Genomic DNA, 18,156 nt, shown 5'->3' on the forward strand with positions numbered 1-18,156 from the left:
GTCTACACTCTCTCATCGCTCGGCAGGGTCGTGGTTGTCGGTCTGGTCGCGTCCGCGAGCGACGGCGCGGTAGAGGTCGGAGAACTCGTTCGGGTCGGCCATCGCGAGTGCGCGTGCGGCGTCGGCGACCCTGTCTGTCCCGTCCCCGAAGGTCGATTGGATGTCTGCGTACACGCGGGGCGTCCCACCCGAGACGGCGGTGACGAGTTCGTCGAGTGCGGCCGAGATGGGGGTGGCGAACTCGTCGCGGACGTCGTCGGCAGCGAGGCCGAACGCGAGGACGGCGGCGTGGGCGGCGGCCTGTACTGTCTCCATCGCCTCGTCGTGCTCTGCCGGTGTCGTCTCGAAGACGTGGTTTCCGGCGGCAGTCAGGTCGTCGAGGATGGCGTCACCGCGTGGCCCCGGTTCGTCGGCGACGACGGCGACGTTCCCGGGCGCGTTTTGCGGTGCGAAAAGCGGGTGGAGACTGAGTCGTTCTCGGACCGGGAGGTGTTCGCGCATCGCCGACACCGGCGTGGTCATCGCTCCCGTCACGTCGCACATCGCCTCCTTGGCGCGGTGGGCGTTCGCTTCGATGGCCTCGGGAGCGAGGGCCATCGGCACTGCGAGACAGACGACGTCGAACTGCTCGTCGCCGTCCAGCGGAACGGCGCGGCCACCGAGTTCGTCTGCCGCGGCAACCGCTGCTTCGGGGTCTGCGTCTGCGAACGCGAGGTCAGCGTCGACCGTGCTGCCGAACCAGCGACCCATCGCACCGGCACCGACGACGAGCAGTTTCATCGGTACGGAGTGGACGCGGACCGCCCAAAAGAGAATCGGTGCCGGCGGAGTCCGCGAGACGAGCGACACTCACCTTTGGGTGTGCCACGTCGATGAACCGCCGACCGGGCAAACGTCGGTGAACGCACTTCCCGTGTACGAACCATCAAGTGGCCGTTTGACAATGTGATTCTATGGCATTCGATGATGTTGATTTCGAGGGCAAGACGGCCTTCATCACGGGGACGAGTCGCGGTATTGGCAAGGCCATCGCACTCGACTTGGCAGACCGCGGTGCGAACGTCGTCTCGACCGGGAAGACGGTGGAGGGTCACGACGAACTCCCCGGAACCATCGTGGAGACGACCGAGGAGATTCGTGAGCGCGGCGGAAACTCCATCTGGTGTCAACTCGACGTTCGCGACGACGACTCTGTCGAGGCGGCGATTCAGGAGACAGTCGACGAGTTTGGCGGCATCGACTTCGTCGTCAACAACGCGGGTGCGATTCACATCGCGAACTTCGAGAACACGCCACCGAAGCGATTCGACCTGCTCGTGGACGTGAATGCCCGTGGTGCGTACGCGACCACCTACGCCGCACTTCCGTACCTCCGCGAGAGCGACCACGCGCACGTAGTCACGTTCTCGCCGCCGATGCCGGCACGTCCCGCACCCGGGAAGATTGCGTACGCACTCTCGAAGTACGGGATGACCTTCATCGCGGAGTCGCTCGCACAAGAACTCGCCACCGACGATATCGCCGTGAACGCGCTCTGGCCCGTCGCGGCCATCGAGTCGGAGGCGACGCGTCACTTCGGGATGGGAACGCCCGAAGACTGGCGGACGCCGCAGATAATGTGTGACGCACTCACCGAACTCTTCTCGCGCGACCCGACGGAGTGTACGGGCAACACCTTCTACGACGAGGGGATTCTGGAAGACGCAGGTGTCGAGGACTTCTCCTCGTACGCCGTCGTCGAGGGAACCGACCCCGGACCGATGTCGGCCCAACTGTTCGACCCCGACTACGAACGCTGAGACGTCTCGTTATCGGGTCTGAGACTCGGCACCGGAGGTTTATGTCGAAGAACGTGTTACCAGTGGTAATGCGTTTCCGCGTCGCACTCGCTCCGGAATCCCTGTCTACGACGCGATATTTTTCTGAATCGGCAATTAGACTTAAATACTCGTGGAGTTTCGCCTAGTCCATGGACTTCCCTCGTCTGCCGTCCCGAGATACGAACGGCCAAAAGGTCGTTCTCCCCGACGACCTGGAGGGGGAGCAGACGCTCGTACTCATCAGTTTCGACCGCCGCCAACAGTCACTCGTGGGGTCGTGGCGGGGGTTCGCAAAAGAACTCTGTGAGACCTACAACCACTTCGGCTACTACGAACTGCTCGTCCTCGGTGGCCGAAGTGGGATGATGCCGCCGATGTCTGGCGGTGGGATGACCCCCGGTTCGGCGCGGAGTCGCCCGCACGAAAACGCACTGGTCACGCGCGTCGACAAGACTGCGCTCCAGCGTCGTCTCGGCCTCCTCGGGGAAGGAAACATCTACGCGCTTCTCATCGAAGACGGGAGCGTCGTTCGACAGGCCGCCGGCGTCCTCACGCCCGAGACGGGTGACGCGCTGGAGAACCTGCTCAAGCAGTGGCGCGAGGTCAACTCCGGGTGGACCGACGCCTCGGGTGTCGACCCGTCCACTGGCGGTGGCGCACTCGACAGCTAACTCGACGGACGCTCTCCGAGTGGTCCGCCGACTCTCTTATTCGACGACGAGTTCGACTGGGTACTCCGTGAGGTTCTCGTAGCCGTCTTCGGTGACGACGACGAGGTCTTCGATACGGACGCCGCCGATATCGGGGTCGTACAGCCCCGGTTCGATAGTGATGACGTGTCCCGGTTTCAGTTCCTCGCCGTGTTGGCTCACGTGCGGGAGTTCGTGTACGTCGAGGCCGATGCCGTGCCCCGTGCTGTGGATGAATCCAGTCTCTGCAGACTGGTCGGCGCGGAGGGTGTTCTCCCCGGCCGCTTCGTACACGTCGCAGACCGCGTCGTGAACGTCTTCGCCCGTCGCTCCAGGTTCGACGGCGTCGAGTGCAGCGTGGAACGCCTCTTCGGTCAGGTCGAACCACTCGCGAATCTTCGCGGACGGTTCACCCTTCACGAAGGTTCGAGTCATGTCGCCGTTGTACTTGGTCTCCTTGTCGCGCGGGAAGATGTCGATGATGATGGGCTCGTTGGCGGAAAGCGGGCCGCTACCGCGGTTGTGCGGGTCGGCGGCGTCGGCACCGCAGGCGACGATTGTCTCGTCGAGCGCGCACCCGTGGCGCAGTAACGTGACCTCGATTTCTTCTTTCACGCGTTCGCTCGTCAGCGGTTCGCCCTCGTAGCGAAGCGTCCCGTCGTCGGCGATGTCTGCGGCGCGGATGAGGTCTTCTGCGGCCTGCATCGATGCCTCGTTGGCGTCCTGCGCGTCGTGGATGTACTCGACTTCGTCGTCGTCTTTCACGGCGCGGATGGTAGTCAGCACGTCGTCAGTCTCCGCTTCGATGGAGACGCCCTCGTCACGGAGGGCGTCGGCGACTCCGAGCGGGAAGTCCTCGGGGACGGCGAGTGTCTCGACTCCGTGGTCGGCCACGAATTCGGCGACAGTCTTCGCCTTCGCGACGACGTGCGGATTCTCGGCAACCTTCTCCATGTAGTCGTAGTCCGAGAGGCGCGAGACGGTGGCCGCGCGACTCTCCTTCTTGGCGCGTCCGTATTCGAGTGTGGAGACGAGGAGATGTGTCCCCTCTGTGGTGTAGAGCGTCGTGTACGGGTCCGGGGCGTCGAATCCAGAGAGGTACAACTGGTTCGAATCGCTCCCGTCCGCAGAGATGAGGTAGCCATCGAAGTCGTCGCCGAGGAACTCGGCCAGCGGTGAGAAATCGGGTTCCATACTCCGGAGTTCGCCCGGTCGGTAGTAAAGCCCTCGCGTCGCGGGCGACGGATTCCGGTTTCGGTCTAGCGGACAGTCGTTTCGGGCTGACGAGCGTCCGCGAGTTTACCGCGGGAATTCGCCGCGGACGACGTCAGCGAGTTCTTCGAGTTGCTTCGAGAGGTGACACAGCAGGTCGTCCAGCGTGACGATGCCGACGAGGTCACCGTCGGACATGACGGGCACACGGCGCACGCCTTCGTCGTGCATCTTGTCGACGACTTCGGTGATGCCGTCGTCGGGGTCGACGTTGAAGACGTTCGTCGAGAAGATATCGTTGGCGACGAGGTCACCGACGGGTCTGTCGCCGGCGAGTCCGTAGACGACGAGGTCACGGTCAGTCAGCAAGCCAGCGACGACACCTTTCGCGTCGACGACGACGACGCTCCCGACACGTTCGTCACGCATCGTTCGGGCGACGTCGGCGAGCGGTGTTTCGACTTCGACTGTGACGACGTCCGTCTGGGCGATGTCCTTGACGAGCATACCTCTGCTTTGGCGTGTGGGGACAAAGGAATGCTCGTGATTCTAACAACTCGGGAACGAGTGTCGCCCCCAACGGCCGGCGGTTCCAGTGGTCGACGTGCGGGAGAACGTCGCCGCCTCCGGTACCCTGATACTACGTCCTGACGACGCCCGCGTATGGACGTTCGTCTCTCGCAGTCCCGGGTTCGGGGTCGAACCCGCGCACCGCCGTCGAAGAGTTACACACACAGAGCGATTCTCGCCGCCGGGTACAGCGACGCAGCAGTCGTCCGCGACGCCCTCGTCAGCGCCGACACCAAAGCGACGATGCGCGCCGTTCGAGCGTTCGGCGGAACCGTCGAACGCGACGGCCAGACGGTAGACGTCGAAGGGTTCGACGGTCGCCCCGAGACGCCAGATAACGTCATCGACTGCGCGAACTCGGGGACGACGATGCGACTCGTCACCGCGTGTGCGGGTCTCGGCGAGAACCTGACTGTCCTCACCGGCGACGACTCTCTCCGCTCGCGCCCGCAAGGACCACTTCTCGATGCCGTCTTCGACCTGGATGGTCGCGCCGAGAGTACGCGCCGAAACGGACAGGCACCCCTCGTCGTCGGCGACGAGATGGTCGGCGGAACCGTCGAGATTCCCGGCGACGTCTCTTCGCAGTACATCACGGCGCTCCTGATGGCCGGTGCGGTCACCGACGAGGGCATCGACGTCGAACTCACGACCGAACTCAAGTCCGCGCCGTACGTCGATATCACGCTCGAAGTGCTCGACGACTTCGGCATCGAGGCGACGCAAACCGACGACGGATTCTCGGTCGCTGGCGGCCAGTCGTACCGCCCCGCCGGTGGCGAGTACAGCGTCCCCGGTGACTTCTCGTCTATCTCGTACCTCCTCGCCGCGGGTGCCGTCGCGGGTGCCGACGACGAACCGGTCGTCGTCGAGGGAGCACGCCCCTCCGCACAGGGTGACAAAGCCATCGTCGATATCGTCCGCGACATGGGCGCAGACGTCGAGTGGGACCAAGACGCCGGTGAACTCGTCGTCTCGGTGGCCGACCTCTCGGGAACCACCGTGGACGTTGGCGACACGCCCGACTTGCTCCCGACCATCGCCGCACTCGGCGCGATAGCCGACGGCGACACCGTCATCGAGAACTGCGAACACGTCCGGTACAAAGAGACCGACCGCGTGACGGCGATGGCGGAAGAACTCGCCAAGATGGGCGCGAACGTCACCGAACAACAGGACCGACTCACCATCCACGGCGGCGACACCGACCTCGTGGGTGCCGAAGTGGACGGCCGAGGCGACCACCGCATCGTGATGTCACTCACCGTCGCCGCTCTCGTCGCCGACGGCGAGACGACTATCTCTGGCGCGGAACACGTCGACGTGTCGTTCCCGAACTTCTTCGAGACGATGCGTGACCTCGGTGTCGACGTGACCGAAGACTGACCCGCGAGAAGGGATAGAATACTGCGTCGACCGAACCTTTTTGCCACCGCCGTCCGGCGACTGTTCCATGCAGCGACCCGACAGTTCGGCACTGCGTGAGCGCCAATCGGACGGAGACTACCTCCTTCCCGCCTACGAAGACTGGTGTTTCTCTCGCATTCCGGGGACAGTCGCGGACGTGCTCGGTGCCGACGTCGGGCCACGCCTTCCCGAAGCAGCAACCGACGTGTACGACGATATCTCCCGCGTCGTCGTCTTCCTCGTCGACGGATTCGGCCTCGCCCAGTGGGACGGCGAACGCGAGCGAATCCCGTTCTTACGACGGTTCGAACGTGCAGGGAGAGTAACGCCGCTGACGGCCGTCTATCCGTCGGAGACGGCCGCCGCGATGAACACGTTTCACTCCGCTTCGCTCCCGTCTGAACACGGCGTCGTCGGGTGGTACGTCTACGACCCGGACACCGACGAGCAGTTCGAGGCACTTCCGTTCCTCCGAAAAGACGGCAGTACGCCGGAGCGAATCGACTTCGAGGACGTTGCCGACGCCGAGAGCATCTATCCCGAACTCGCCGATGCGGGCATCGAGACACATCAGGTGACGCCGTTTCCGAACGACTCGACGGTCCCACACACCTACGACCCCGAGGACCTGTCGACGTTCTCCGAGTCGTTCGCGGACGCCGCACGGGAGGCGTCGGACCCGTCGTACATCTTCGCGTACCTCCCACAGACCGACGCGGTTGCGCACGCTGAAGGTGTCGACTCCGACGAGTACCGCGAGACGGCCGCGGAGACGTTCGACCGGGTCGCCGAGGCCATCGAGACACTCGCCGAGACCAGCAACGACGACGACGGACAGACACTCGTCTGTCTCACGGCCGACCACGGACTCATCGACACCGTGCCCGAGGAGAACGTCGACCTCTCGGCCCCGCCGTTCGAACTCGTTTCAGACCTTCGAACACTCACCGATGGGACGCCGATTCGATACTCGGGGAGTGCACGGAACGTCCACCTGCACCTCCGACCGGACCGAATCGACCCTGTGTACGACCTCCTCACGGCCGAACTGGACGCGAGAGTCCTCCGGAAGCAGGACGTTCTGGAGTCGGAGCTCTTCGGACCGAATCCGTCCGAGACGTTCGAGCACCGACTCGGTGACCTCGTCGTCGTCCACCGCGACAGCAGTGTCTGGTACGGCGACGAGGACCGCGGCAAACTCGACTTCGTCGCCATGCACGGTGGGATGCACCCCGACGAGATGCTGATTCCGTTCGCGACGGCGACGCTCGACTCACTCGGCGACTGAGTCGTCGGAGACGGTGGGGATATCCGCTGGTCCCTCACCAGTCACGCCAGTCTCTTTCACGATGGCGTCGGTCCACCAGAGTTTGATGGCCATCACACCGAGCGTTCCGAGGAGCGTCCCGACTGGCTTTCGTCGTATCGCGGCGGCGAACGCGTAGAACGTCACCGGGATGTTGAGGACGTTGAGAACGTTCGGGTAGTCGAGTCCCATCGTTCCCTTCCCCTCGTCCAACCACTCGCGTTCGGCGAGTACGATTCGACTGAGGTAGTTGTCCGTGCGCTTGGGGCGCGGGAAGAGCACGGGATTGACGGTGATGAACGCCAGCGTCGCGGCGAAGAGTTTCGCGTCGCGCCGGTAGATGGCGTACATAAACACCGGATACACGAGGATTCGGGTCCCTGCACTCCACGGGTTCGCGTGTCGCTCCCAGAACGTCGCTTCGAGGCGTTCGCGGACGCTATCGGTCGAGAGAATCGACATACAGGATGGTATGTGCGGGCAGGCTATGAGCCTACGTACTGCGCGGCCGCAGGTCAGTCGACGTACCTCGCTGGGCGCGACAGACCGAACTCTTCGGCCGTCTCTGCGTCGATTCCTTTGGTCGTGTAAATGTCGGGCTTGTAGTACAGTTCACGGGTGATACCGTACTCCTCTCGTAGATGGGACCGCACACGCGTTACGTCGTGTCGTTCGAAGTAATTGGGCGTGTACACGGTGAGGACGTAATCGTCGTACATCGGGAGGTTTCGATACCCGAACGTGGTCATCGCCTTCACCGCCCAGATGATTCCCGCCTCGGCGTCGGCGACGAGGTTCGGCCAGAGTTCGTCGGTACGGTCTGCCGACCCAGTTATTTGCCACTTACCGATGGTCTTCTGTTGGTCGAGGGCCTCACGGTCGAGTTCGCGAACTGCGTTCGTGTCTGCCGGTGGGAGGTCCGCCGCAGTCACCTCTGCTGGTCGCCGCACGTCGTGTTCTGTGAAGTAGTCTTCACTGCCGATTTTCGGAGAGTCGCTTACGTCTCGGCTACGGAGCCAATACTGCTCGGAATCGGTGATTGTCGTCGGAGAGCGCATCTGGTTACGACAGTGTCACGTCCGAGAGGAACGAACAACAATGCTCGCCAAACGGAGTGAAAGTAAAATCACATTCACCGTGGTGTCCAGTCGTCCTCCAAGACCACGACGCGACACACCTGCACACTCCCGTCCACGATTGCACCTTTCTACAAACACTAAATGGGCGGACGCCCGAGGGTCGGGGTAATGAACGGGAACGAATTCGGTCGCCTCTTTCGGGTGACCACCTACGGCGAGAGTCACGGCGACGCCATGGGTGCCACGATATCCGGGTGCCCCGCCGGCGTGGAACTCTCCGTCGAGGACATCCAGAAAGAGCTCGACAGACGAAAACCGGGCCAGTCGATGATTACGACGAGTCGCGGCGAACCGGACGCCGTCGTCGTCAACTCTGGCGTCCAAGACGGCTACACGACGGGGACGCCGATTGGGATGGTCGTCCAGAACAAGGACGCTCGCTCCGGCAAGTACGAACCCTACGTGACCGCACCTCGCCCGTCCCACGGCGACTTCACCTACTCGGCGAAGTTCGGGACGCGCAACTGGGGCGGTGGCGGACGCTCGTCTGCGCGTGAGACAGTGAATTGGGTCGCTGCCGGCGCAGTTGCCAAGCAGGTTCTCGAACAGAGCGAGTACGACGTCGAGGTCAAAGCTCACGTGAACCAGATTGGTGACGTGGAAGCACCGCCGGTCACGTTCGAGGAGATACTCGAACACTCCGAAGAGAACGACGTTCGGTGCGCACACCCCGAGACGGCGGAGAAGATGTTGGAGGTCATCGAACAGTACCAGAAGGAAGGCGACTCCATCGGTGGGTCGATTTACTTCGAAGCGCAAGGTGTCCCCCGTGGCCTCGGTGCCCCCCGATTCGACTCCTTCTCGGCGCGACTCGGACAGGCGATGATGTCTGTTCCGGCGGCGACGTCGTTCGAGTTCGGCCTCGGCCGCGAGGCCCGCGAGTGGACCGGGTCAGACCGAAACGAGGACTGGGAGTTCGACGACGAAGGTGACCCGCGTCCAGTCGGCAACAAGCACGGCGGCATTCAGGGTGGAATCACCACGGGACAACCGATTTTCGGCGAGATGACGCTGCACGCACCCACGTCGATTCCGAAGAAGCAGCGGACTGTCGACTGGGAGACGGGCGAGGAGAAGGAGATTCAGGTCGTCGGCCGACACGACCCGGTGCTCCCCCCACGCGGTGTGCCGGTCGTCGAGGCGATGCTGTACCTCACCATCCTCGACTTCATGCTGCTCGCGGGCTACATCACCCCCGACCGACTCGATGGACAGGCCGGCGAGTATGACACGCCATACCATCCATCGAGTCCCGAGAACGAGTAATCGACCATCCGTCGAAAAATCGAAGAAACCACTCTAAACCGAGTTATTAGTTGGTCTACTCGGTGTTTTCGAACTCGCCATTCGTCCACTTCTGTTGGGTGTCCGAGGGACCAATTTAACAATATTAAGTCCTTCATTATCTTTCCTTGTCAATCCATAGCAAAGTCTTTATTCGGACCCACCCCAACTTTTCAAATAGCGCCCCAGCGGGGCCGTGAGCTCAAATTATGACTGACCACGAACTTATCTGGCGCATCGCAGGGGGTTCCGGTGACGGCATCGCCTCGACCAGCCAGAACTTCGCAAAAGCCCTGATGCGAGCGGGGCTACACGTTTTCACGCATCGCCACTATCCATCGCGAATTCGCGGAGGTCACACGTACACGGAAGTGCGCGTCAGCGCCGACCCCGTGAAGTCGCGTGGTGACGGATACAACTTCCTCCTCTCCCTCGGGGACTCGTTCGCTCGCAACCCGAGTGAGGGTGCCTACTACGGCAACGAGGAAATCAAGCCGCTCTCGGAGAACCTCGACGAACTCGTCGAAGGTGGTGTCATCGTCTACGACTCTGGTCTCCTCGACACCGACGAAATCGAGAACTTCGACGAGCGTGTCGAAGAGAACGACTGGCACGTCTACGACATCAATCTCCGTTCCATCGCCCGCGAACACGGCCGCGAAGTCATGCGTAACACGGCCGGTGTCGCAGTCACCTGCGCCATCGCGGACATCGAACCCGACGTCATCAAGAGTCTGATGTCGGACGCGATGCCGGAGAAGATTCTCGAACCCAACCTCGAAGTCTTCGACGACGCCTACCAACAGGTCAAAGAGGACTTCGACGTCGACGCACCCGACATCTCCGCACCGACGGGTGAACACGACGAAGAGCAGGTTCTGCTCTCCGGTTCCGACGCCATCGCGTACGGTGCCATCGACGAAGGGTGTCGCTTCATCTCCGGGTACCCGATGACCCCGTGGACGGAAGTCTTCGTCATCATGTCGCAGAACCTCCCCGAACTCGGTGGTATCTCCGAGCAAGTGGAAGACGAAATCGCCGCCGCGGCACTGGCCATGGGTGCCTCGCACGCTGGTGTGAAGGCCATGTCCGGGTCGTCCGGTGGCGGGTTCTCGCTCATGTCCGAGCCTCTCGGTCTCGCAGAGATTACCGAGACGCCTATCGTCCTCGTCGAGGCCATGCGCGCCGGCCCATCGACGGGTATGCCGACGAAGCCCGAGCAGTCCGACATGGAGCACGTCCTGTACACTTCGCAGGGCGACTCCCACCGCGTCGTCTTCGCCCCCGCAACCGCCGCGGAGGCGTACGACCAGACGCGTAAGGCGTTCAAGATTGCCTACGAGTACCAGATTCCGGCAATCGTCCTGTACGACCAGAAGCTCGGTGGCGAACTCTCGAACGTCCCGGCCTCGGTCTTCGACGAAGAGCCGAACCCGGACCTCGGGTCGGTCCTGACCGAAGCGGAACTCGCGGACGCACCGCACGACGACTCCGGCAAGTACCAGCGCTTCCAGCACGACACCGAGAACGGTGTCTCCCCGCGCTCGCTGCCGGGTCAGAAGGGTGGTCGCTACCTCGCGACGGGTAACGAGCACATGCCCGCGGGTCACATCTCGGAAGACCCCGACAACCGCGTCGCTCAGATGAACCGCCGCATGCAGAAAGTCGAGTCCATCCGCGCGGAACTCGACGAAGACGGCGATTTCAACACGGTCTACGGACCGGAAGACGCCGACTACGGTCTCATCACCTTCGGTAGCCAGCAGGGTACCGTCGAAGAGGCCGCCGACGTCCTCAACGAGAACGGTCACTCGGTGAAGGTTCTCGGCGTCTCCGAACTGATGCCGTTCCCGAAGACACAGGTTTCGGAGTTCCTCGACAGCGTCGACGAGGCGCTCGTCGTCGAGATGACGGCCTCCGCCCAGTTCCGCGGCCTCGCGCAGAAGGAACTCGGTGGCTACGGCGACAAGATGTCGAGTCTCCTCAAGTACAACGGTAATCCGTTCGAGCCCCACGACATCGTCGAGGGATTCGAGACGGCGCTCCTCGAAGGCGAGGAGCTCCCAGACAACCGCACGAAGTTCGTCCCCAAGGTGGGTGAATAAATCATGAGTGCATTCAGCGCAATCGGTGAAGAAACGGAGAAGGACCAAAACGAGTTCACGCCCGGACTCGAACCCCAGCCGACGTGGTGTCCTGGCTGTGGTGACTTCGGTGTCCTCAAGGCTCTGAAGGGTGCAGCGGCCGAGCTCGGCCTCTCGCCCGACGAGATGATGGTGGCGACCGGTATCGGCTGTTCCGGCAAGCTCAACAGCTACTTCAACAGCTACGGATTCCACACCATCCACGGCCGCTCGCTCCCCATCGCCCGCGCCGCCAAGCTCGCGAACCCCGGTCTGACCGTGGTCGCGGCCGGCGGTGACGGTGACGGCTACGGTATCGGTGGCAACCACTTCATGCACACCGCTCGTGAGAACCACGACATCACCTACATCGTGTTCAACAACGAGATTTTCGGCCTCACGAAGGGACAGACGTCCCCGACGTCGCCGATGGGACACAAGTCCAAGACCCAGCCCCACGGCTCGGCGAAGACGCCGCTCCGCCCACTGTCGCTCTCGCTCAACGCGGGTGCGTCGTACGTCGCGCGGACGGCCGCAGTCAACCCGAACCAGGCGAAGGACATCATCGTGGAAGCCATCCAGCACGACGGCTTCTCCCACGTCGACTTCCTGACGCAGTGTCCGACGTGGAACAAGGACGCACGCCAGTACGTCCCGTACATCGACATCAACGACTCCGACGATTACGAGTTCGACAAGACGAGTCGCTCGGAAGCCTCCGAGATGATGTTCGAGACGGAGAACGCGCTCCACGAGGGAACCGTCCTCACCGGCCGGTACTACGTCGACGAAGACCGTCCGTCCTACCAGCAGGAGAAACAGCGCATCGGCGAAATGCCCGAAGAACCGCTCGCTGAGCGCTACTTCGACGACTCCTACGAGTGGGAGCGGTCCTACGACAAGTTCCTCGACAAGCACAAGTAACCGTCCGACACCGGCACGTCACCACACCGGTCATCTCACCGGTTCGACGTGACGGATATGCGTTTTCGGATTCGCAAGATATTTTTCTCCCGTACAAAAAGAAACGGGCATGGAAACCACGTCCACGGAGGGACGCATCCTCGCAGTCTTGGAAGAAGACGCGAAAGCGTCGTACGCCGAGATTGCAGACCGGGCGGGCGTGTCGAAGCCGACGGTTCGAAAGTACATCAGTAAACTCGAAGACGACGGCGTCATCATCGGGTACTCTGCGGACATCGACCCGAAGAAACTCGCCGGACAATCGATTGCGATGGTCGGCATCGAGTGCGCGAGTGAGCGCTACGTCGAAGTCACACGCGCGCTGAAAGAACTCGACGACGTCGAATCACTCTACACGTCGTCCGGCGACCACATGCTGATGGCCGAAGTCCGTGCCGTCGACGGCGACTCGCTCGGAGACGTCATCTCTGACAAGATTCTCTCTATCGATGGCATCGAGGCGGCCCACCCGTCGTTCCTGCAAGAACGACTGAAGTAACGACCCACGCTTCCTCGCCCTCCGGTTCACTTTCACCGCGGTATCTGAAGGTTCAGGTGCGTCGCCCGTCTACACCCACCCGATGGCGGAGGAGACGCTTCCGGGGACGGAGACGGACGCCGACGTGGATAGAATCGTCCTCCACGTCGACATGGACTGTTTCTACGCCTCCTGCGAACGACTCCGAGAACCCGAACTCGTCGGCGAACCGGTCGTCGTCGGGATGGGCTACGAACCGGGCGAAGGCCACGGGGCCGTCGCAACCGCGAGTTACGAGGCCCGCGAGTTCGGCGTCGAGAGCGCGCAACCAATCTCGACGGCACTCGACAGACTCCCCCGAATCGACGAACGTGCCGGTGACGACGAACCCCTCGAAGACACCGAGGGTGTGGGCTACTACCGCACGGTGGACCTCGACTTCTACAAGTCCGTCGCCGCCGACGTGAAGGAGATTCTCCACGACTGCGCCGACGTGGTCCGCGAGGTGAGTATCGACGAAGCGTACCTCGACGTGACCGACCGAACCGCGTGGGACGTGGCCCCCACGGGTGACAGGACACTCGCCGAAGGCTACGCTCGCTACGTCAAACAGCGCATCGCCCGCGACGTGGGCGTCGAGGCGTCTATCGGCGTCGCACCGAACATGTCCACCGCGAAAATCGCCTCCGACTTCGACAAACCAGATGGCCTCGTCGTGGTCAGACCGGGGGAAGTCAAGTCGTTCCTCGCGCCAATTCCCGTCGAAGAGGTCCACGGTGTCGGCCCCGTCACGGCCCGCGAGTTGGCGAGTTTGGACATCGAGACAGCGGGCGACTTGGCCGATGCCGACCCGAACATCCTCGAATCGAACTTCGGGTCGCGGGGCCGCGAACTCCACGAACGAGCACGAGGGCACGACGACAGGCGCGTCACCCCGACGGGCCGACCGAAGAGTCTCTCCAGAGAGTCCGCGTTCACCGACCCGACCGCCGAGATGGAAGCCAAAAGCGAAGTCGTCCGCGCACTCGCCGCCGACGTGGCAGACCGAGCGCAGTCACGCGGGGCGATGTACCGAACCATCGGTATCAAAGTCGTCGTCCCGCCGTTCGACATCAACACCAGAGCGCGGTCACTCCCCGGTCCCGTCGACGACCCCGACCTCGTCGAATCGGTCGCGCTCGACTTACTCGACGCGGAGTTCGCCGACGAGACGGTCCGAAAACTTGGCGTTCGCGTCTCGAACCTCTCGTTTTCGTCGGCCGACCAGTCGAGTCTGGACGGATGGAAGTCCGCTGCTGGAGTGTCGCCGTCAGAACGGATTGACGGAGACGCAGGCGAGTCCTCGACTGGCGACGACCAGTCGTCTGCAAGACGGCGGAAGCACCGCGGTCAGTCATCGCTCGTGGAGTTCGATTAGGGGATTCTCACAGGGTCGAACCCGATGTTCGCGATGATTTCGAACCGCGCGCCACCCGCTTCACTCTCGATATCGGTGGTTGCCCCGGAGGGGAGGAACTATGACCCCCGCGCCAGTCGTCAAAACCGGATGACGGATTCGGACACGGAAACCATCTCGGTTGCCGAAATCAGTGACGGACCAGGGGGAGTGGGCACAGAAGACCCGGGGACGACTGTCGAACTGCCAGTCGTCGACATTCTCACCGGACGAGGGTTCATCACGGGCAAGTCCGGGTCCGGCAAGTCGAACACGGCGTCAGTGATGATAGAGAACCTGTTGTCGTCGAATTTTCCGGTGCTCATCGTCGACACAGACGGCGAGTACTACGGCCTCAAACAGGAGTTCGAACTCCTCCACGCGGGGGCGGACGAGGAGTGCGACATTCAGGTCAGCCCCGAACACGCCGAACGACTCGCCACGCTCGCCCTCGAACAGAACGTCCCGATTATCCTCGACGTGTCGGGCTACCTCGACGACGCGGCGGCGGACGAGTTGGTGACGGAGGTAGCGAAACACCTCTTCGCCAAGGAGAAGAAACTCAAGAAGCCGTTCTTGATGCTCATCGAAGAGTGCCACGAGTACATCCCGGAGAAAGGCGGGATGGACGAAGCGGGCAAGATGCTCATCAAAATCGGGAAACGCGGGCGTAAACACGGTCTCGGCGTCGTTGGCATCTCACAACGCCCGGCCGACGTGAAGAAGGACTTCATCACGCAGTGCGATTGGCTGGTCTGGCACCGTCTCACGTGGCGAAACGACACGAAAGTCGTCGGCCGTATCCTCGGGTCCGAGTACGCCGACGCTATCGAGGATATGGGCAACGGCGAGGGGTTCCTCGTCACCGACTGGTCCGAGTCCATCCGGCGCGTGCAGTTCCACAAGAAGCAGACGTTCGACGCCGGTGCGACCCCGGGTCTCGACGACTTCGAGCGCCCCGACCTGAAATCCGTCGACGGCAACCTCGTCTCGGACCTCAAAGAGATTTCAGACGAGAAAGAACGCCGCGAGAGCCAAATCGCAGACCTGCGCCAACAAATCGAGAAGAAGGAAGCCAAAATTCGCCAACTCGAACGCGAACTCGAAGAGGCCCGTGACCTCTCGCGGATGGCCGACCAGTTCGCGCAGGCGATGTTCCAGAAGGCCGAGGCACCCTACCGCGGTGGAGAGGGCCGCAACCTCAACCGACCCGAAGAGAAGCAGGCGGCACTCGGCGAGTACGGCGCGGCAGACGGCGACACGGAGCGTGCGAGCACGGCGGGCGACGAAGACGGCGAACCCGCCACGGACGCGACCCCCGACGAAGTCGCGCGGGCCGTCGCCGCCAACGACGAGGATATCTCGCCCCATCCGCGCCCACCACTCGAAGCGCCGGACGGTCCGCCGTGGCCCACGCACGGGTTCGACGTGCCGACCGGTGACACCGATGCCGACACCGAAGACGAGGACGCGTGGGAAGCGGCGGCCAACATGGGCGACTTCGAACCCGCCGACCTCCAACCGGCACCGGGTGCCGAGAACAGACGCGACGTGGTCGACCGAATGACTGCCATCGTGAACGCTCTCGGAGAGGTACACCACGGGATGCTCGAACACTACCGCGAACGCGGTATCTCCGACCCCCTCGCGGCACACGTCGCGGCGGGCGAGACGGGCGACCAGCACCTCGCATATGGCCGTAACCGGTCGCTTCGCCGAGCAGGGTTCATCCGCCACGCTGGCCGTGGACAGTACGAGTACGCCCTGCCGGACCTCGTCAGCGACGAGTACGCGGACCTTTTGGACGCCGAAGAACTCGCCGAGACAGTCGCTGCTATCGAGAAATCGTTCGTCGACGAAACAGAAACCGCCGACGAGTAATCGCCGGCAACGCGGGGCTTTTCGCTGTGCTTACAGTCCGGAGACGAGGTCTTCGAGGGCCGCGCGCGGGTCGTCGGCCTTGGCGACACCGGACGCGAGGAGGATACCGGACGCGCCGAGTTCTTCTGCGGTCACGACGTCGTCACCGGTGGAGATACCAGCACCGCAGTACACGTCCACGTCTTCGTCCACGTTGGCCGCTGAGTCGACGGCGTCGGTGACGATACCGGGGTCTGCGGTTGCGACGGACACGTCGCCACCGATGAGTTCCGGCGGTTCGACAGCGACCGAGTCAGGTCCGAGCGCGGAGACGGCACCGATTTGTGCGGGGTTGTTCGCACAGACGCAGGTCTCCAGCCCAGCGCGTTCGGCGGCCCGGACCGACCCGTCGATGTCGGCGAGTTTCATTCGCTTCTCAGAGTGGTTGATGAGCGTCCCGACGGCACCGGCCTCGGCGACTGCTTCGGCGAGTGTGCTGCCGGTGTGACTCCCGTAGTCGTTCGGGTCGACGTGTTGCGCCCACGTCTCGACGCCGGTGTCGGCGACGCGCGAGATGTCGGCCGCCTGGGGCGACACCGCGATGCGGACGCCGGACTCCTCGGCGACGTCGCGCGCGGCAGTCGCTACTTCGATGGGGTCGCACGGGTACGCCTTGAGGTTGACTAGGATGAACACAGAAGAAGTCGCGTCCGACGAGACTAATAAATTGGTTTTCGGGGCCGCGATTGCCACGAGACGGCGTCTCGCGGGTGAATATTCCTGATAAACGTCCCGGCGGAGTCGCGCCGAGTCGATGCTCGTCGGTCGTCAGTCTTTGCGCTTGACCACGTCGCCGAGCGTCGTCTTGGTGCTGCCGCCACCAGACCACTCGGAGTCGTCGTCGCTCGCACCCTCGACGAGCGAGATGTCGAGTTTGCGTTCGAGTTTCTTCCGGACGGTGTCCGGGGGCATGATGTCGCCACGTTCGAGTTTGCGGATGAGACTCGCCTTCTCGTTGAGCGACTTCGCGAGTTCTTCCTGACTCATGCCACGCGACTCGCGCGCCTGCCGGATACGCGAGTCGTAATCGGTGGCAATCTCGTCCATGTCGTCGAACATGTCGCGGCGACGGCGCTTCTTCGACGAGGACGAAGACGACGACCCAGACGAGCGAGACGCCTTCCCACTCGACGAGGAGGTAGAGTACTTCGTGCTCGCGCTGGAAGTCGACTCGGTGCGGACCTCCGTGCCGAACTGGGCGCAGTCGTCACACAACTGTAGTTCTGCGCCTTCGACCTTCACAGTCTTCAGAGAGGCTTGGTCGGAGCCACACATCTCGCACTGAGGCATACACTGACGTACCGTCCCGCCGCGTATAAAAGGCACGCCACCGGCCGGTGTCAGCGGGTCGAACACGGCGTCGTCGTTCGGTTCACTCGTGGCTACGGAGGCCGGACACACGTCGGGCGACTGGCCGCGTCACGTGTCGGTACCCCCGACGGTAGACGACGAGATGCGAAAGCGGCAGGAGTCCGACGTACGCGACGACGAACCAGAACCCCTGAGACGACGGGTCGGGTGGCAGGCCGACGGACCCGACGAGGAACGACCCTGCGCCTGCCAGCAAGACGGTGAGTGCCCATCGCTCGGTCGTAGTCGGTGGACGCTGTCGGGGATTGTTGGGCACGAACACGAGGAGATAGGCGACCACACCGACGGGGACGAACGCGAGAATCGCGCCGAGCAAGTTCGGAAAGCGGTGTCCCCGAGCGGCGGCGTTCTGTGAAATCCACAGCGACGTCGCGACGAGAACCACGAGAGGGACGAACATGAACGCCGCTTCGGACGGCGTCGGAACGATAGAGGGCAC

The 18,156-nt window shown here is 63.0% G+C and carries 18 protein-coding genes; 10 read left to right on the plus strand and 8 right to left on the minus strand.

Going from position 1 to position 18,156, the window contains the following annotated elements; genetic code table 11:
* Nucleotides 1–12: 12 nt before the first annotated feature.
* Nucleotides 13–780 carry a prephenate dehydrogenase/arogenate dehydrogenase family protein gene (locus GJR96_RS13815; RefSeq protein WP_151163460.1) on the minus strand — a complete coding sequence of 256 codons (768 nt, stop codon included), beginning with the start codon at nucleotides 778–780 and terminating at the stop codon, nucleotides 13–15.
* Between the two features lie 173 nt (nucleotides 781–953).
* On the opposite strand from GJR96_RS13815, the gene GJR96_RS13820 reads away from it, so the two are divergent.
* The gene (locus GJR96_RS13820; RefSeq protein ID WP_151163461.1) at nucleotides 954–1,799 is read left to right on the plus strand and encodes an SDR family oxidoreductase; all 846 of its coding nucleotides are present in this window, start codon (nucleotides 954–956) and stop codon (nucleotides 1,797–1,799) included.
* A gap of 170 nt (nucleotides 1,800–1,969) precedes the next feature.
* A complete protein-coding gene (locus tag GJR96_RS13825) occupies nucleotides 1,970–2,491 on the plus strand; it encodes a hypothetical protein (RefSeq protein ID WP_151163462.1) in 522 nt (173 codons plus the stop codon).
* A 36-nt stretch (nucleotides 2,492–2,527) separates the two neighbouring features.
* Here GJR96_RS13825 and GJR96_RS13830 read toward each other — a convergent pair whose 3' ends face one another.
* Entirely contained in the window at nucleotides 2,528–3,703 is a 1,176-nt protein-coding gene (locus GJR96_RS13830) for a M24 family metallopeptidase (RefSeq protein ID WP_151163463.1), read from the minus strand.
* 105 nt (nucleotides 3,704–3,808) lie between these two features.
* A complete protein-coding gene (locus GJR96_RS13835) occupies nucleotides 3,809–4,228 on the minus strand; it encodes a CBS domain-containing protein (RefSeq protein ID WP_058573749.1) in 420 nt (139 codons plus the stop codon).
* Between the two features lie 156 nt (nucleotides 4,229–4,384).
* Here GJR96_RS13835 and aroA point away from each other — a divergent pair, with 156 nt between their 5' ends.
* Both aroA and GJR96_RS13845 read left to right on the plus strand, forming a co-directional pair.
* Entirely contained in the window at nucleotides 4,385–5,677 is a 1,293-nt protein-coding gene (gene aroA, locus GJR96_RS13840) for a 3-phosphoshikimate 1-carboxyvinyltransferase (RefSeq protein ID WP_151163464.1), read from the plus strand.
* Nucleotides 5,678–5,744: 67 nt separating this feature from the next.
* Entirely contained in the window at nucleotides 5,745–6,986 is a 1,242-nt protein-coding gene (locus tag GJR96_RS13845; RefSeq protein WP_151163465.1) for an alkaline phosphatase family protein, read from the plus strand.
* Here GJR96_RS13845 and GJR96_RS13850 read toward each other — a convergent pair.
* A complete protein-coding gene (locus tag GJR96_RS13850) occupies nucleotides 6,972–7,466 on the minus strand; it encodes a DUF6653 family protein (protein ID WP_151163466.1) in 495 nt (164 codons plus the stop codon). The two genes, GJR96_RS13845 and GJR96_RS13850, sit on opposite strands and share 15 nt — an antisense overlap.
* A 53-nt stretch (nucleotides 7,467–7,519) precedes the next feature.
* Complete coding sequence (locus tag GJR96_RS13855) at nucleotides 7,520–8,062, minus strand: putative phosphothreonine lyase domain-containing protein (protein ID WP_151163467.1); 543 nt, start codon at nucleotides 8,060–8,062, stop codon at nucleotides 7,520–7,522.
* 189 nt (nucleotides 8,063–8,251) lie between these two features.
* On the opposite strand from GJR96_RS13855, the gene aroC reads away from it, so the two are divergent.
* The 6 genes from aroC to GJR96_RS13885 all read left to right on the plus strand — a co-directional run bounded on the left by aroC (nucleotide 8,252) and on the right by GJR96_RS13885 (nucleotide 16,307).
* Nucleotides 8,252–9,409: a chorismate synthase gene (gene aroC, locus GJR96_RS13860; protein WP_151163468.1), complete on the plus strand. Its 1,158-nt coding sequence runs from the start codon at nucleotides 8,252–8,254 to the stop codon at nucleotides 9,407–9,409.
* 227 nt (nucleotides 9,410–9,636) lie between these two features.
* Nucleotides 9,637–11,532, plus strand: a complete 1,896-nt coding sequence (locus tag GJR96_RS13865; protein WP_151163469.1) for a 2-oxoacid:acceptor oxidoreductase subunit alpha — start codon at nucleotides 9,637–9,639, stop codon at nucleotides 11,530–11,532.
* 3 nt (nucleotides 11,533–11,535) lie between these two features.
* Complete coding sequence (locus GJR96_RS13870) at nucleotides 11,536–12,474, plus strand: thiamine pyrophosphate-dependent enzyme (RefSeq protein WP_151163470.1); 939 nt, start codon at nucleotides 11,536–11,538, stop codon at nucleotides 12,472–12,474.
* Between the two features lie 109 nt (nucleotides 12,475–12,583).
* Nucleotides 12,584–13,012 (plus strand): HTH-type transcriptional regulator LrpA1, encoded by a 429-nt coding sequence (lrpA1, locus tag GJR96_RS13875; RefSeq protein WP_151163471.1) that lies wholly within the window; start codon nucleotides 12,584–12,586, stop codon nucleotides 13,010–13,012.
* 82 nt (nucleotides 13,013–13,094) lie between these two features.
* On the plus strand, nucleotides 13,095–14,408 hold the full coding sequence (locus GJR96_RS13880; RefSeq protein ID WP_151163472.1) for a DNA polymerase Y family protein: 1,314 nt from the start codon (nucleotides 13,095–13,097) through the stop codon (nucleotides 14,406–14,408).
* A gap of 129 nt (nucleotides 14,409–14,537) precedes the next feature.
* On the plus strand, nucleotides 14,538–16,307 hold the full coding sequence (locus GJR96_RS13885) for a helicase HerA domain-containing protein (RefSeq protein ID WP_151163473.1): 1,770 nt from the start codon (nucleotides 14,538–14,540) through the stop codon (nucleotides 16,305–16,307).
* A 30-nt stretch (nucleotides 16,308–16,337) separates the two neighbouring features.
* On the opposite strand, the gene tpiA is transcribed toward GJR96_RS13885, so the two are convergent.
* From tpiA to GJR96_RS13900, 3 genes are all read right to left on the minus strand, one after another.
* Complete coding sequence (gene tpiA, locus GJR96_RS13890) at nucleotides 16,338–16,982, minus strand: triose-phosphate isomerase (RefSeq protein ID WP_151163474.1); 645 nt, start codon at nucleotides 16,980–16,982, stop codon at nucleotides 16,338–16,340.
* A 132-nt stretch (nucleotides 16,983–17,114) separates the two neighbouring features.
* The gene (locus GJR96_RS13895; protein WP_151163475.1) at nucleotides 17,115–17,636 is read right to left on the minus strand and encodes a multiprotein bridging factor aMBF1; all 522 of its coding nucleotides are present in this window, start codon (nucleotides 17,634–17,636) and stop codon (nucleotides 17,115–17,117) included.
* A gap of 82 nt (nucleotides 17,637–17,718) precedes the next feature.
* Nucleotides 17,719–18,156: a hypothetical protein gene (locus GJR96_RS13900; protein WP_151163476.1), complete on the minus strand. Its 438-nt coding sequence runs from the start codon at nucleotides 18,154–18,156 to the stop codon at nucleotides 17,719–17,721.

The sequence above is a fragment of the Haloferax litoreum genome, assembly GCF_009674605.1.
Classification (GTDB): Archaea; Halobacteriota; Halobacteria; order Halobacteriales; family Haloferacaceae; genus Haloferax; species Haloferax litoreum.

Coding starts and splice junctions, on each gene's coding strand:
- GJR96_RS13815 (WP_151163460.1), bottom strand. CDS start 780: ATGAAACTGCTCGTCGTCGGTGCCGGTGCGATGGGTCGCTGGTTCGGC.
- GJR96_RS13820 (WP_151163461.1), top strand. CDS start 954: ATGGCATTCGATGATGTTGATTTCGAGGGCAAGACGGCCTTCATCACG.
- GJR96_RS13825 (WP_151163462.1), top strand. CDS start 1,970: ATGGACTTCCCTCGTCTGCCGTCCCGAGATACGAACGGCCAAAAGGTC.
- GJR96_RS13830 (WP_151163463.1), bottom strand. CDS start 3,703: ATGGAACCCGATTTCTCACCGCTGGCCGAGTTCCTCGGCGACGACTTC.
- GJR96_RS13835 (WP_058573749.1), bottom strand. CDS start 4,228: ATGCTCGTCAAGGACATCGCCCAGACGGACGTCGTCACAGTCGAAGTC.
- aroA (WP_151163464.1), top strand. CDS start 4,385: ATGGACGTTCGTCTCTCGCAGTCCCGGGTTCGGGGTCGAACCCGCGCA.
- GJR96_RS13845 (WP_151163465.1), top strand. CDS start 5,745: ATGCAGCGACCCGACAGTTCGGCACTGCGTGAGCGCCAATCGGACGGA.
- GJR96_RS13850 (WP_151163466.1), bottom strand. CDS start 7,466: ATGTCGATTCTCTCGACCGATAGCGTCCGCGAACGCCTCGAAGCGACG.
- GJR96_RS13855 (WP_151163467.1), bottom strand. CDS start 8,062: ATGCGCTCTCCGACGACAATCACCGATTCCGAGCAGTATTGGCTCCGT.
- aroC (WP_151163468.1), top strand. CDS start 8,252: ATGAACGGGAACGAATTCGGTCGCCTCTTTCGGGTGACCACCTACGGC.
- GJR96_RS13865 (WP_151163469.1), top strand. CDS start 9,637: ATGACTGACCACGAACTTATCTGGCGCATCGCAGGGGGTTCCGGTGAC.
- GJR96_RS13870 (WP_151163470.1), top strand. CDS start 11,536: ATGAGTGCATTCAGCGCAATCGGTGAAGAAACGGAGAAGGACCAAAAC.
- lrpA1 (WP_151163471.1), top strand. CDS start 12,584: ATGGAAACCACGTCCACGGAGGGACGCATCCTCGCAGTCTTGGAAGAA.
- GJR96_RS13880 (WP_151163472.1), top strand. CDS start 13,095: ATGGCGGAGGAGACGCTTCCGGGGACGGAGACGGACGCCGACGTGGAT.
- GJR96_RS13885 (WP_151163473.1), top strand. CDS start 14,538: ATGACGGATTCGGACACGGAAACCATCTCGGTTGCCGAAATCAGTGAC.
- GJR96_RS13895 (WP_151163475.1), bottom strand. CDS start 17,636: ATGCCTCAGTGCGAGATGTGTGGCTCCGACCAAGCCTCTCTGAAGACT.